This is a genomic window from Bacillus sp. AK124 (assembly GCF_053903085.1).
The window spans coordinates 177,887-192,752 of sequence record NZ_CP096378.1 but is presented as its reverse complement, the minus strand read 5'-3'; the positions used below and the strand labels follow the sequence as shown (position 1 = coordinate 192,752).

Below are 14,866 nucleotides of genomic sequence, written 5' to 3'. Positions count from 1 at the left end.
GAGATTGAATATATCAAGCTCTTCCTTATCGGGAAGAGCTTTTTTATGTCTATAAAGAAAGAGGGATGAAGCATGACACAATCAACCGATGTACTGAAGCAAACGCCTGGGAAAAAAATCGGACCGTACAGAGCTGATCAGGTGGGGAGTCTTTTAAGGTCTGCGCCCGTAAAAAAAGCGCGTATTCAAAAAGCGAACGGTGAAATTAGCGCTGAACAACTGCGCGAAGTCGAAAACGAAGAGATCAAGCGCATTGTCGAAAAGCAAAAAGAAATTGGCCTTAAAGCCGTTACTGACGGGGAATTCCGCAGGTCATGGTGGCATTTCGATTTTCTTGAAGGGCTTGACGGCGTAGAAGGATATACAGCGGATAAGGGCATTCAATTTCATAATGTTGAAACGAAGCCGCGCGGAATCAAAGTAACAAGCAAAGTCGATTTTACAAACCATCCGATGCTGGAAGATTATAAATTTCTTCATGATATTGCGGGCACACATACGCCGAAAATGACGATTCCGAGCCCGAATATGCTGTTTTTCAGAGGAAAACTTGGAGAAAGCCCGTACGAGGATCTGGATGAGTTCCATCACGATGTCGCGCAGGCTTACAAAAAAGCGATCCGCGCATTTTACGATGCCGGCTGCCGCTATTTGCAACTGGATGACACGGCCTGGTCGGTATTTTTCTCAGACAAAGGACATGAGCAGATCAAAGCCTTCGGCCGCCAGCCTGATGAACTGCGCCAGTCCTTCGCCAACACGATTAATGAAGCAGTTGAAGGACGCCCGGACGATTTGACGGTCACCATGCACATCTGCCGCGGCAACTTCCAGTCAACATGGGTGGCGGAAGGCGGCTACGATGCGGCTGCAGAAACGATTTTCGACGGACTCAATTTAGACGGACTTTTCCTTGAATTTGATGACGAGCGCTCCGGCGGCTTCGAACCGCTTCGCTATGTCAAACGGAAAGACTTGCAGATCGTCCTCGGTCTGATCACGTCCAAATTCGGAGAGCTTGAAAACCCGGATGATATTAAGCGGCGCATCGACGAAGCAGCTCGCTTCGTCGACCTGAACCAATTGTGCCTAAGCCCGCAGTGCGGCTTTGCCTCCACAGAAGAAGGCAACCTCCTGACGGAAGAGCAGCAATGGGAAAAACTGCGCCATGTCGTCGAGATCGCAGAAGACGTATGGAAATAACACCTCATATTTGAGACATGCCTCCTGACGGCATGTCTCTTTTTTTTGCCCCTCTATACAATTTAAAATTCCTTCTTGATTTGTTCATAGTTTGATCATATTTGGCTTCTATAATGCTCTTTAGTGAGGTGATCGAACAATGATTAAGAAAAGGAAAATCGATATATTCCTGGTCTTCATTCTTGTATTATCTGCAGCTTTAAACTTGTACGGCATCTGGAATAGTGACACAGACAACGCCTACTATACGGCGGCCGTTGAAAGTATGACCCAAAGTTTTCATAACTTTTTTTACGCATCATTTGATCCAGCAGGCTTTGTAACAGTTGATAAACCGCCGGTTGCACTCTGGATTCAGACACTTTTTGCACTTGTGTTCGGCGTGCACGGCTGGAGCGTCGTTCTTCCTGAAGCGATTGCCGAAGTGATTTCCGTAGCACTGTTGTACTTTATTGTAAAACCTACTTTTGGCAAAACGGCGGCCAGAATTTCAGCTCTTATTATGGCGTGTACGCCGATTGCCGTTGCGGTCAGCCATACAAACAACGTCGACAGCATTCTCACCCTTTGTTTGATGATTGCAACCTGGATGTTGTTTAAAGCAGTCCGGAAAGGAAAAATCGGCTGGCTGCTCGGCGCATTCTGTATGGTCGGCGTCGGCTTTAACGTCAAAATGCTGCAAGCATACATGGTATTACCGGCATTCCTGCTGTTTTACATGATTGCAGCAAAAACGACGATTCGCAAAAAAATTGTGTCTCTTATCACAGCCTTGATCGTTCTGGCAGGCGTTTCCGTTTCCTGGGCGGTAGTCGTCGATAGTCAGCCGGAGAGTTCGCGCCCTTATATTGGAAGCAGCCAGACCAACTCTGTCCTTGAGCTGGCGTTTGGCTACAACGGCATCCAGCGTCTCACAGGCCAAAACGGTGCTGGCGGGGGCGGAACCCCCTCATCTGATCAAAATCAAAAGAACCAGCAGCAGGAAATGCCGCAGCAGCAAAGCGGCGATACCGAAAACAACTCAGACTCGACAAATGGACAAATGGCTCCGCCGAGCGGGGGCGAGATGCCTTCAGGCGGACCGGACGGCCAGCAGGGTGATGTTCAAAGCGGCGGCGGAGGTCCCGGCGGCGGCACGAGCGGCATGTTTGGCACAGGAAACCCTGGCCCTCTCAGACTATTCCAATCCGAGCTTTCCGGACAGGCAAGCTGGCTCATCCCGTTTGTACTCTTCGGCATCATCGGTTTGCTGATCACGGGCCTTCGCGGTCAACGCAAATTCAATGAAATAACGACTGAAACGATTTTCTGGATGATGTGGCTTCTGCCAGTCGCTGCATTCTTCAGCGTCGCAGGATTCTTCCACCATTACTATCTGATCATGCTGGCAGCACCGATTGCCGCTTTATCAGGTGCAGGCTGGACAGCGCTCGTTCGCCTCTATCAGGAGGAAAGCGGCTGGAAAAAACAGCTTCTGCCGATCGGAATTTTGCTGACAACCGCATTTGAATTGTATATTTTGAGTCCTTATCTCAGCGAAATCGGCATCGTCTGGAGCATATTGATCGGCGCTTTTGGCATTGTCACAAGCTGCCTTCTCATCTTTTTCAAAAAAGGAAAGTCATTCAGCTACTATGTATCACTTGCAGCGCTGCTCGGCATGCTGATCGGACCTTTCTATTGGACAACAGCAACGCTCGCTGACGGTGTAAACGGCATGATTCCGCAGGCCGGACCTAAATCCGCACAATCATTTGGCGGCGGTGGCGGAGGGAAGATGCAGAATAACAACGGCAGCGGACCTCCCGGATTCGGCAGCCAAGACGGTCAAACAGACAGTGATCAAAACAACAATAACGGACCTGGCTTCGGTCCTGGTTCAAACAGCAATGATTCTTCAACTGATACCGGTTCCGGCCAAAACAGCCAAAATCAGAACGGCGAAGGCGCAAGCGGCCGTCAACAAGGCGGACCAAGCGGCGGCAGCCCTGGAAGCGGCGAATCAGTCGATGAAGAACTGTTGAGCTACCTTGAAAAGAACAACACGGGTGAAAAATATTTATTTGCGGTCTCCAGCGCAACGTCTGCTCAATCTTACATCATCAAAACAGGTAAAGCTGTCATGGCGATGGGCGGATTCTCTGGAAGCGACCCGATTTTGACGGTTGAAAAACTTGAGAAGCTCGTCAAAAACGGCGAAGTCAAGTACTTCATGATCAGCGACGGTCGAGGCCAAGACAACTCAGAATTCACTAACTGGATTAAAGAAAACGGAAAAGAAATTTCAAAAAACGAATACAGCAGCTCTTCTTCAGATAACGATTCCCAGTCAGGCGGACCTGGCGGAAATCAGACGCTTTATAAAGTGGAGCTTGATTGATGAAAGGAAAGGTGATGAATATGCAGAGACAAGTCACATTTTCAATCGTAGTCCCTGTCTACAACGAAGCGGAAGTGCTTCAAAGCACCTATGACCGATTAAAAACCGTCATGGACTCGACAGGCGACCCTTATGAACTGATTTTTGTAAACGACGGTTCAAGCGATGACAGCATTCACATGCTGAAGTCGCTTGCTCAGTCAGACCCGGCAGTAAAATGCATCAATTTCTCAAGAAATTTCGGTCATCAGATCGCCATTACGGCCGGTACCGACTATGCTGCCGGCGAAGCGATCGTGGTGATCGATGCCGATTTGCAGGATCCTCCCGAATTGATTTTGGAAATGGCGGAAAAGTGGCGCCAAGGCTTTGACGTTGTATACGCCGTCCGCACAAAGCGGGAAGGAGAAACATTTTTCAAAAAGCAAACGGCCGCCATGTTCTACCGTATTTTAAGAAAACTCACAGACGTTGATATCCCGGTGGATACGGGAGACTTCCGGCTCATGGACCGGAAGGTGGTCAATGAAATGAACAAGCTGAAAGAAAAAAATCCGTTCGTCCGCGGCCTTGTCAGCTGGCTCGGGTTCAAGCAGACCGCCGTCTATTACGAGCGCCACGAACGGCTTGCAGGGGAAACGAAGTACCCGCTCAAAAAAATGCTGAAGCTCTCGCTCGACGGCATCACTTCATTTTCCTTTCAGCCGCTGAAACTGGCAAGCTACTCAGGAATCGCGCTGTCAGCGGTCGGTTTTATATATGCCTTCATCGTCGTCTGCATGAAGCTGTTTACGACAAGCACCATTACCGGGTGGTCTTCGATGATCATTCTGCAATGCTTGTTCAGCGGCTTTATCCTGATCATCCTCGGAGCGATCGGCGAATACATCGGCCGCATTTATGACGAAGTGAAAGACAGGCCGCTATATATCATTGACGGCAAATACGGATTTGAAGAACAGCGGCGGGCGGCAGCTCCGCAGCGCCATATCATGTAGAAGATAAGAGATCCAAAAGGAGGGATTCCGATGAGCATACTTGTTGTCGGGGGAGCCGGTTATATCGGTTCCCACGCCGTTTACACGTTAATTGAGAAAAAAGAAAAAGTCGTCGTTGTGGATTCCCTGGCAACGGGACACGCAGAAGCCGTTCACCCCGAAGCTGCGTTTTATGAAGGGAATATTCGCGACCGGCATTTTCTCAAGCAAGTATTTGAAAATGAGGACATTGAAGCCGTCATGCATTTCGCAGCATCACCTATTCCATTACAGTCGAATCGCGTTTTTTCTTCTTTCAACGAAAACATGACAGGCATGGAAACACTGCTTGACGTGATGAAAGAATACGATGTCGGCCGGATCGTTTTTGCATCAAGCGTTGCGGTCTACGGCTGTCCGCAGAACCTCCCTGTCACAGAAGAAACCGAACCAGAACCCGTTCACCCGCACGGGAAGGTCAAATGGATGATGGAGAAAATGCTGATGGAAGCGGAAAAAGCGTACGGTCTGAAATATGTGATCCTCCGCTCCTTCAATGCGTGCGGCGCCCACCCATCTGTCATCATCGGCGAAGACCGGGGAAGTGAAACACATCTCATTTCCAATGTTCTGCGAACCGCTCTCGGACACCTTCCTTTTGTTCACATAGATCAACCTGAAGAAGCAACTGGCTTCCGCGATTATGTTCACGTGCAGGATTTGGCAGAAGCACACGTGCTCGCCATCAGCCATTTGCGGAAAGGCAGGGATAGCCGAATCTACAATCTCAGCTATGGCGAAAGCTACTCCGCTGAACAAATCATTCTTGCCGCCCAATATGTCACAGGCATTCCTCTTATCGCCGCAAAGCTGACAGAAACGGACATCGACTCACAAGCAACATTTGCCGCTTCTTCCTCCAGAGCCAAAAAAGAATTAGGCTGGACTCCAAAGCACAACAGCCTGATCGCAATCATCCGCGACGCCTGGAACTGGCACTCTGCGAATCCGAATGGATATGCGGCGGAGAAGGTGAAGCAAGGGTGAAAAATGAACTGCACCTCCTATCGTTAGATAGTGTCTAACTATGGAGGTGCGGTTTTTTCTAATGATAAATGGATACTGTAAATCTAATCGACTACCCAATCATCCTAATAATCTATCAAGTAAGCAGTCGGGTGTTTTTTGTCCTGCAGATCAATCAGCATATCAATATATCCCGAGCCATACCAGATGAAATCATATGAAAATTGGATGGCCACATAATTTTTATTAAAAAATTGTGAATGCGTCATCGTCTTTTTCGCAGTGGGTGATCACCAGCAAGCATATTATGAAAATGCCTAAGTATATAAACCATCTTTTTTTCATTGAGTGTTTCTATCGTTTATGTTCCTTTTTATTTGAGTTCCAAAAAAGACAGAAGGCTTATCCCACTTTTGTGGCCTACCTTTGTCAAATAAGAAAAGGACTGAATAAAAACTCTTCAGTCCCTCTATGATTCGATTCCTAAATCAACTAAATAAGCCGTTGGCTGTTGTTTGTTTTTTTGTAAATCAATTAGTACATTAACAGAACCTGCTGTCCCAATTGGCTTCCCATGATAGGAAATATACAAAACTACATAATCTTTATTAAAATAATGAATATTAGCTATCCTTGCATCGCCCGCGTTAAAATCCATCTCTTTCGCAATTTGTTTGAAGTCAATCTTAAACTGAGCTTCATATTTTTCATTTCCTTTTAGATAATTATCCACTGTTTGTATCTGTTGAATACCATCAGCCATTACATTTGTTTCTTTTTCTTTTGCTCCGTTAATATAAACATATTTACCGTCTTTGCTTAGAATATCAGTGTCTTTGATTTTCCTAACTTTGTTCGTCTTTTTTTCGAATATATATTTGTCGAATAACTTAAGATATGATCCATCTTCTGTAACTTTTGGAAATACTGATAGATAATTATTTAACTTTCCAGACTCAAGTGTTGCATGTAATTTATCTTCTTTCACAATCAGATGTTGCGAAAGATCTTGTTTTAAAAATAAGTAATATGTTCTTGGAGTCTCTTCACCTGTATGATCGGATACTCCTATAAGCATATTTTCTTTATCAACCGCGTAAAGGCTGAGATAAACTTCTTTAGCACTTGATGGTATCGGTAATTTTATTTTCTTCTCACCAAATGTTGTTTTTACTTTTATAACATTTTTATTGACTATCTTCATCTCAGGAAGACCTTGCCCTATTTTATCATGGACTGTTTCTCCCTCATCTATTAATGAATCTTTCTGCTTTAAGTCAGACAACTTGGCTGAGACATTTTCTTTGGTAGAAAAAATAGGTTTATAACTATTCTTAAGCTGTTTATCCGTATATGTATAATAACGAATTCCATTTTTTTGACTACTCATCATAGTATAAATTGAATCTTGAACTCTCAAAGTAATATCATCAGGAAATCCAAATTCATTTCTCATAAATTCTTTAAATGCCGGGCTGTCTTCTTTCGGCAAGCCTTTTTCATAGTTGACTGCCTGAATATCATCTTTGCCGCAGCCGGTGATCATCAGCAAGAGTATTATTACGCTAAAGCTTATAAACCTTTTTTTTGTCATTGAACTGCTCCTATTCTGCTTCTTTTTTGTTAACTTCTCGAATCAAGTCAACAAATTCAGAGTCTTCAACTTCATAAATATGTCCAGGTTTGGTGACACCGGAACCTTTTACTTCAATTTCTGGTTTTTCATCAATGAGATCGCCTAATATGTCCCCATGTTGACTTTCAACTGAAACGATATCATCACTGTTTATTTTATGTTTTCCACTTGCAGTATAGTAAGGGGAAAAACTCACAGTATCCTCTGTTCTGTATCCCGCCGCAGCGGTAATGTCCATTTTTTGAAGCTTTTGATACACCTCAGGATTGGCAGATTTCAAATGATTAATGTCTTCAGTCATAGCTTCACTGTCCATATCAGTATAGGCATTACTGTAGTCTTTTCCATTATCATTGTTTTTGTTTTCTTTATTAAAATCTAAATAATCACTCGTATTCATAGTATCTCTTCCAGCAGCATTGTCTGCGAGCCAGCGTGCTCTATTAGCCCCGGTAGCTAAGAGATTTTTATCATATGGCGTTCCGATTGTTGTGATGCTTCGCACATGGTCAGGGTAATCCATCGCAAATTGCAGTGATCTTCTTCCACCATAGCTGTGGCCGAACATATCGATCTTTATCTCCTCATTCATCAACCCCATCTCATTTAACTTTTCTGCTAAATCGTCACTTGTTGCTTGCCGATGCTCATTTGGTTCATTTGTGTCATAAACAATATGGAGACGACCGTCTGTGTTGAATCCATCAATCCTAAACAACTTTTTATATTCATCTACTGTTTTTCTATTACCACGCTTGTCAATATAAGTATATTCATAATCATATTTATCACCCTTTTTTTTGATACGAACGATCACATCACCTTTCTGCGCTCCTTTTTCTACACTATTGTTAAATCCATTCCCACTATCCTCAATCCCATGCACATAAACCGAAACATTCTTATAATCCGAAAAATCGCCTTTCACATGGTTAACTGAATTATACAAGATTGAGATATCTGTCAAAGCTTCGCGCATTGGGGCGCGGTGGGTGCGGGCGACATTGCTGAAATCTTGTTCCACCTGATCAAGGCCATTTTTTAGATTCTCGTATTGGCTAATTAAAAGAACGACGTCACTCGTAATATTGTTGCGTTTCTGTATGTCTTCCGGTGAGGGGTCTTCCATAGACTCAAACTTGCGTCTGGCATTCTCCTGACAATCTTTTAAATCCTTTATCCAATCGTTGATTTCCGATTTGATATCCGCCACATTAAAATTCATGACGTTTTTTGATACAAAGTTCGGAAGTTCTTTATTTTCTATCGAAACCCATATTTTATTAAAAGCTTCAAGCAAACGGCTGGATTGAGCATGCTGCAGCATTCGATTTGCTCTTCTTTCATGGCTTTTGATCATGTTTGTGATTTCTGGCTCTCTATTATAATATGCCATAACTCTAGTTCCCTTCCATCATTTCACTCTTTGCAGTTGTTGTGAGATTACGTTATCGACGCGCTTTAATTCCTTAATGATGTTTTTGGCATTTGCTGAAAGTTCTTTGACTCTTTTTTTAAGCTCCGTCATGATCGATTTGATGTGCGACTTTGCATCAGACCAGACGTCATCGAATTTTTCCCACGGAAACTCTGTTTCATACATCATTTCTCTGAGCATTGTGTCAAAATGGTGCAAAACTTCGTCTAATGTAGATAGATTTGATTCAAACTTTCCGGTTGCCTGGTGTAACGATTCGCCGTTTACTTTTATTTCACTTTGGACTCTTTCAGCCGAAAATGTATGGTTTCTTTCCGATCTTGACTGCGGCTGAACATTGGCCGGTTTGTCGGATTCGTCCGTTAGTTCGACCGCTTTTGCAAAACACCGCACACTGTCTGCAAAATATAATAAACAGCTGCTCGCTTTACTGAAAAAGTTGATGTTGTCACTCATTTTTTTCTGCAGCGCTGCGGCGGCTTTTCCGCTGTGCCGGTCTAATTCTTCACGAAAAAACACCATGTTCTCAAATACATGGCTAAAGGCGTTTTCCAGCTGACTAATGGTCCCCGCTGCCTTATGTGAAAGTTCTTTGTTGAAGCGAAAATGTCCCATCGTCATTGCTCCTTATTTTCGTTTTTTCCTGCTTCAGCTTCTGTTAGCAACTCATCAAGCTGCAATTCTTTTTGATCTACATATCCGTAATGGTACACAACTTCTATATCTTGTTTATTAAATAAAACTAGCTGCTCTTTCGGATCGGTAAAACCGTTTGGATAGTCGACAGCTGCATAATCTCTGATGACATGGTTTGTCTCAGAAAACATTTGCCGCCCGATGATAAGCAGACGTCTTGAATCATTATGTAAGCCGACAACACTGCCGACAGGAAGATAGTTCTTTTTTAATAGCATAATTGATTATCCCTCTTTTTCTCTGAAATTGGACATATATACAAGTTGTAAAAACATAGGAAAATCATAGCAAAAAGGTATCATTTCATTCAACGAACTAAAGTACCGTGAAATTTTACCTATTCAAATCAAAGACTTTTGATTTAAGGTTCGCTCTTTATGTAAGGTTTGTCGGTGTCATTAGTATGTTACAGTGAGCACTTAGCACTGAAACGATTCATCATACTTACGGAACCTTTCAGATAAAGTTTCACAAAAAAACCGCCATAGTAGGCGGCGGCATCATGAAATATAAAGCGCAATCGCTTACGCTTCTCCTCTAATAAAAAGAATCTTATCACCTTCCATTTTTCGTCTGTTGTTCTGTGCATGGTGACTTCCCGCTTGAAAAGCCGGCTTTCTCTCAGATGATTTGCTGTGCATCTCTCAATATGCAACCTTCTTTAGACGTGACTTTATTTAAAAAATTATTGTGAAAATATATTTTTTAGCTTGAATTTTACACAATCTCGAGATAAAATACAGTCAAAATAATAGAAGCTCACTTCTTGTATATAATCAGTAATAGGGTCTGATTGTTTCTACCTGGCAACCGTAAATCGCCAGACTACAAGGAAGTTTGAATAGATTTGATCATGTAAAAAGTGTATTGCGCAAACAATATATCTATTTTTTATTTGCTCTTATTTTTCATGCTTTCTTTATCGGAACCCATGAAAAGTAAGAGCTTTTTTATTTTCAAAAAACATTCGGGAGTTGGCATCATGTATTTTCTCATTAACATTTTAGGCATTTTCATTGTCATGTCCGTGATTTATTTTTGTTCCCCGCGAAAGAAAAGCGTAAAATGGAGGCCGATTCTCTCCCTTTTCATCGTTGAGCTTTTGGTGACTTGGTTTATGCTTGGGACAAAAATCGGCGGATGGGCCATCAACCTGATCGCCTCTTTCTTTTCGTGGCTGATCGCTTGTGCAAGCGACGGTATTGCGTTTGCCTTTCCGTCAGTGATGGGCAATGAAACCGTTGACTTTTTCTTCAGCGCCTTGCTGCCGATTATCTTTGTGGTGACATTTTTTGATATACTGGCTTATTTCGGAATTTTAACATGGATGATTGATAAGATCGGCTGGGTGATTTCGAAAGTCTCGCGCCTTCCTAAATTAGAAAGTTTCTTTTCGATTCAAATGATGTTTCTGGGGAATACTGAAGCGCTCGCCGTGATTCGCGGGCAATTGGCCGTATTAAAGGACAACCGCCTGCTGACGTTCGGCATTATGAGCATGAGCAGTATCAGCGGATCGATTCTCGGTTCTTATTTAACGATGGTTCCTGCAACATACGTATTTACAGCGATTCCATTGAATTGCTTAAATGCGTTGATCTTGGCCAGCATTTTAAACCCGGTAGAAGTCACTAAGGATGAAGACATCATTTACGTACCGCCAAAAGAAGAGAAAAAGGACTTTTTCTCAACGATTTCAAACAGCATGATGGTCGGAATGAACATGGTCATCGTCATTCTCGCCATGGTCATCGGATATGTCGCTTTAACCTCATGTTTGAACGGAATGTTGGGGTTGATCATGGACGGTTTGACGATTCAAAAAATCTTTTCTTACATCTTCAGTCCGTTCGCATTCCTGCTTGGACTGGCGCCGGGTGACGCGATGTATGTCGCACAGCTGATGGGGATGAAACTCGCAACAAACGAATTCGTCGCGATGATGGATTTAAAAACGCAGCTAGATACGATTTCGCCCCATACAGCCGCCGTGGCCACAACATTTTTGACGTCGTTTGCCAACTTCAGTACGATCGGAATGATCTATGGAACATACAATTCCTTATTTAACGGAGAAAAATCAGCGATTATCGGAAGAAATGTGTGGAAGCTCCTTGTCAGTGGAATAGCGGTGTCGCTGTTGAGCGCGGGGATTGTCGGGCTGTTTGTTTGGTAACCTGATTATTAATCCATCATGTATTAGCTTGCCATTCACGTGGCAAGTTTTTTTGTTCTTTTTGTAAAGCTGACTTTACGTAAAGCTCACTTTACTATATAATTAGGTAAATGGTAAAATCACACACTGGTCATTTAAAAAGAAAGTTTCTAATACTTTAGTAAGGAGGAGATATCATGGCTTTGCGAAAAACCTATTACATCATTGGAGGATTGTTTGTCTTTATATTTCTTGCAAAACTGGCCTTCGGTATAGCTGCTGGTTCAATATCTTTAATCGAACTTTTAATGTTTGGCACATTAGCTTTTTTAAGTTTTGCCGGAGGATACCTTTATCCGCAATTCAAACAAAAGGATGAAAGATCTCAACACATCAGACAAAAAGGAATGCAGTTTTCCATGATCGCTTTATCTGTGTACCTTTTGGTGCTCATCATCGGAATGCAAATGGGCTTTATCACATTAGCGGGAATTGATGTGATTCGGATACTGGTTTCATTACAGATTATCACGGTATTTTCATCATGGATTATTTTATCCAGGAAGTTTTAAACTGTTTTTATTCATTATTTGAAAAAGCACCCTTGAAACAGGGTGCTTAGAAATCTCTTCACTATGAAACTTGTCTATCCCAATGGCGGTGCCCGCCGATCGCTTCGACCAGCTTTTTGCCGAAGTCGTCTTTGCTCTTATCATCGCGAGAGGTGATAATGCCCGGCTGTGCTGCCGCGTGGGACCCGGCGGCGGACAGCAGGAGATCGATCCCTTTGCCTGCGGCTCCGATCGCTTTATAATGTCCGAATGCTTCATTGATAAAATCCGATGCGGCTTTATGCAATTGCAGGCGTTCAATGCTTTCTTGGCCGCCCGGAATATAAACGGCATCGTACAGCACGGAATCGACCGTCTGCAAAGTGTTACCGACTTCTATTTCTGTACCGCCGGTCCCTTTGATCACGCCGAGTGCCGAGCTGACAATGTCCGGAATGATGTCGGCTTTTTTGAACTCTTTCAACACCCGGCTGAGGTCCTCATCATCAAAACCTTGCTCTGCTAAAATGGCGACGGTCCTCGTCTGCGGCAGTTTGACCGTGTTTTCCTGGCTGAGCGCAGGGGATTTGAACGTCACATTGGAGCCTTCGTCTTTTTCAGGGGGCTCTACACCTACACCCGCAGCGATTTGCTTGGCAAGCTCCCTGTCAACCCTGTTAAACATATGAACGACTTGGCGGCGGACGTCCTTGCTTTTGACCTTTCCGACTTCAAAGCGGAACGCCGAAATGATATGTTCTTTTTCAACGGGAGACATGCTGTTCCAAAACAGCTTCGCTTGCGAATAGTGATCGTTAAAGCTTTCGCTGCGCCGGCGGATTTTTTTGCCCTCGACTTTTTCCTCGTAATGCACATATCCGCCTTCTTCTTCTGAAGCAGGCGCCGGATCGTTGTTTTGCAGCGAATTTTTATGATAAGCGACAGGCCCTTTGTTAATCGTCATTCTGTGATAGCCGTCATACTGGTTGTTATGGAACGGACAGACCGGCCGGTTGATCGGAATTTCATGAAAGTTCGGACCTCCCAATCGGATCAGCTGTGTGTCCGTATAGGAAAAGAGCCGGCCCTGCAAAAGCGGATCGTTTGTAAAATCGATTCCCGGAACAACGTGGCCCGGATGGAAAGCGGCCTGTTCCGTTTCGGCAAAAACGTTATCCTGGTTTCGATTCAGCGTCATTTTACCGATGATCTTAACAGGAACCATTTCTTCCGGCCAAAGCTTTGTCGGATCAAGGATATCAAAGTCAAACTTGAACTCGTCTTCTTCGTCAATCATTTGCACGCCGAGCTCATACTCCACTTCATCGCCTCTTTCGATCGCTTCCCAAAGATCGCGGCGGTGATAGTCGGGATCTTTCCCGGCGATTGTCTGCGCTTCGTCCCAGACGAGCGAATGGACGCCAAGGACGGGCTTCCAGTGAAATTTAACAAAGCGCGCCTTGCCTTCTTCATTTACAAACCTGAACGTATGAACGCCGAAGCCTTCCATCATCCTGTAGCTTCGCGGAATCGCCCTGTCAGACATCGCCCACATGATCATGTGAGCCGTTTCTTCATTGTTGGCGACAAAGTCCCAAAACGTATCGTGCGCTGTAGAAGCCTGCGGCATTTCGTTATTCGGTTCCGGCTTAAAGGAATGCACCAGGTCAGGGAACTTGATGGCATCCTGAATGAAGAAAACGGGGATGTTATTGCCGACGAGATCATAGTTCCCTTCTTCTGTATAAAACTTTGTCGCGAATCCTCTGACATCACGGACGGTATCACCCGAGCCCCTGGAACCGGCTACAGTCGAGAACCTGACAAACACCGGTGTTTTCACTGACGGATCTTGAAGAAACTTTGCTTTCGTATATTTCGTCATCGGCTCGTAAACCTGGAAATAGCCATGCGCGCCAAAACCCCTCGCATGGACGACCCGCTCCGGAATCCGTTCATGGTCAAAATGGGTCATTTTTTCACGGAAATGAAAGTCCTCCATCAGCGTCGGACCGCGCACGCCTGCTTTTAAAGAGTGCTCGTCTTCAGATACGCGTAAACCTTGGTTCGTCGTCATTTTTTTGCCCCGGTTGTCAGACCGGTACTGTTCAAGTTGTTGATCCTTGCTGTGCTCATTGACGTTGCGGCGGCCATCATTGTTATTCACTTGTCATCCCTCCCCATTCTTATTCCCTATGTAGTTGATCTGGATTGCTATTTTATGATTTACCCTGTCTATCAGCGAGTTAAACGCAGCGCTCGTTAAAGGGAAATGTAATTTTAATAAATTCAAAGTTTGCACAAGAAAATGAATTAAACCGATTTTAAAGGTACACATATTTCACAATACGGGTTGCTCAACATATCCCCCGTGTATTTTTCCATTATTGGTCTATTGTCCAGTTGAAATTCATTGTTTTGCAGAGATGAAAAAATATCAGAATATGCTTTTTGAATATCTTCTGCTGTATGTTTAACATCGTAAATCAGGTATTTTCCGCCGGAAATTTCCCCTTCAAAAACTGAATCATCGACTTGATAATCATGTGGTATCACAATACAAGCATCAAATCTACACTGATCAGGAGATGTTGTTTCCGGGTTATCCTGTGGAATCGCAAACAGAATGGCAGACTCAAGAAGACCTTTTTCCTTAGCCCATTTTTTTAATGCCTCCATTACCTCAATATTGGCAGGACCGTACGGACCAACTCGTCGCATATAAGCAATACGATAGTTTGGAAGTGTTTCAACTTTGAATGTCATAGATTTTTTCTTCCTTTCCTGATTGTTGTTCGTTACGT

General features: G+C 43.9%; 12 protein-coding genes and 1 riboswitch. Of the genes, 6 read left to right on the top strand and 6 right to left on the bottom strand.

All coding sequences use genetic code 11. From position 1 onward, the window contains the following. Positions 1-72: 72 nt before the first annotated feature. The 4 genes from M1E06_RS00905 to galE all read left to right on the top strand — a co-directional run bounded on the left by M1E06_RS00905 (position 73) and on the right by galE (position 5,607). Complete coding sequence (locus M1E06_RS00905) at positions 73-1,203, top strand: 5-methyltetrahydropteroyltriglutamate--homocysteine S-methyltransferase (RefSeq protein ID WP_023856917.1); 1,131 nt, start codon at positions 73-75, stop codon at positions 1,201-1,203. Between the two features lie 139 nt (positions 1,204-1,342). After that, complete coding sequence (locus M1E06_RS00900; RefSeq protein ID WP_020453485.1) at positions 1,343-3,583, top strand: glycosyltransferase family 39 protein; 2,241 nt, start codon at positions 1,343-1,345, stop codon at positions 3,581-3,583. Further along, positions 3,583-4,581, top strand: a complete 999-nt coding sequence (locus tag M1E06_RS00895) for a glycosyltransferase family 2 protein (protein ID WP_020453486.1) — start codon at positions 3,583-3,585, stop codon at positions 4,579-4,581. Before M1E06_RS00900 ends, M1E06_RS00895 begins: the two co-directional genes overlap by 1 nt. 30 nt (positions 4,582-4,611) lie before the next feature. After that, positions 4,612-5,607, top strand: a complete 996-nt coding sequence (galE, locus tag M1E06_RS00890) for a UDP-glucose 4-epimerase GalE (protein ID WP_020453487.1) — start codon at positions 4,612-4,614, stop codon at positions 5,605-5,607. A gap of 448 nt (positions 5,608-6,055) precedes the next feature. On the opposite strand, the gene M1E06_RS00885 is transcribed toward galE, so the two are convergent. Genes M1E06_RS00885 through M1E06_RS00870 form a run of 4 tightly spaced genes read right to left on the bottom strand, consistent with a single transcriptional unit; the run spans position 6,056 to position 9,574 of the window. After that, positions 6,056-7,180: a hypothetical protein gene (locus M1E06_RS00885; protein ID WP_020453488.1), complete on the bottom strand. Its 1,125-nt coding sequence runs from the start codon at positions 7,178-7,180 to the stop codon at positions 6,056-6,058. 10 nt (positions 7,181-7,190) lie between these two features. Next, positions 7,191-8,618, bottom strand: a complete 1,428-nt coding sequence (locus M1E06_RS00880; RefSeq protein ID WP_020453489.1) for an alpha/beta fold hydrolase — start codon at positions 8,616-8,618, stop codon at positions 7,191-7,193. A gap of 18 nt (positions 8,619-8,636) precedes the next feature. Beyond that, positions 8,637-9,275 carry a hypothetical protein gene (locus tag M1E06_RS00875; protein WP_020453490.1) on the bottom strand — a complete coding sequence of 213 codons (639 nt, stop codon included), beginning with the start codon at positions 9,273-9,275 and terminating at the stop codon, positions 8,637-8,639. A gap of 2 nt (positions 9,276-9,277) precedes the next feature. Continuing rightward, positions 9,278-9,574, bottom strand: coding sequence for a DUF4176 domain-containing protein (locus M1E06_RS00870; RefSeq protein WP_020453491.1), 297 nt, complete (start codon positions 9,572-9,574; stop codon positions 9,278-9,280). 528 nt (positions 9,575-10,102) lie between these two features. Further along, positions 10,103-10,204, top strand: a riboswitch (purine riboswitch). 134 nt (positions 10,205-10,338) lie between these two features. On the opposite strand from M1E06_RS00870, the gene M1E06_RS00865 reads away from it, so the two are divergent. Both M1E06_RS00865 and M1E06_RS00860 read left to right on the top strand, forming a co-directional pair. Next, the gene (locus M1E06_RS00865) at positions 10,339-11,532 is read left to right on the top strand and encodes a nucleoside transporter C-terminal domain-containing protein (RefSeq protein ID WP_020453492.1); all 1,194 of its coding nucleotides are present in this window, start codon (positions 10,339-10,341) and stop codon (positions 11,530-11,532) included. Between the two features lie 176 nt (positions 11,533-11,708). Further along, positions 11,709-12,083: a hypothetical protein gene (locus M1E06_RS00860; protein ID WP_020453493.1), complete on the top strand. Its 375-nt coding sequence runs from the start codon at positions 11,709-11,711 to the stop codon at positions 12,081-12,083. Positions 12,084-12,144: 61 nt separating this feature from the next. On the opposite strand, the gene M1E06_RS00855 is transcribed toward M1E06_RS00860, so the two are convergent. Together M1E06_RS00855 and M1E06_RS00850 are read right to left on the bottom strand one after the other, a co-directional pair. Beyond that, positions 12,145-14,229 carry a catalase gene (locus tag M1E06_RS00855; RefSeq protein ID WP_020453494.1) on the bottom strand — a complete coding sequence of 695 codons (2,085 nt, stop codon included), beginning with the start codon at positions 14,227-14,229 and terminating at the stop codon, positions 12,145-12,147. Between the two features lie 146 nt (positions 14,230-14,375). Then, the gene (locus M1E06_RS00850) at positions 14,376-14,828 is read right to left on the bottom strand and encodes an AraC family transcriptional regulator (RefSeq protein WP_020453495.1); all 453 of its coding nucleotides are present in this window, start codon (positions 14,826-14,828) and stop codon (positions 14,376-14,378) included. Positions 14,829-14,866 lie beyond the last annotated feature (38 nt).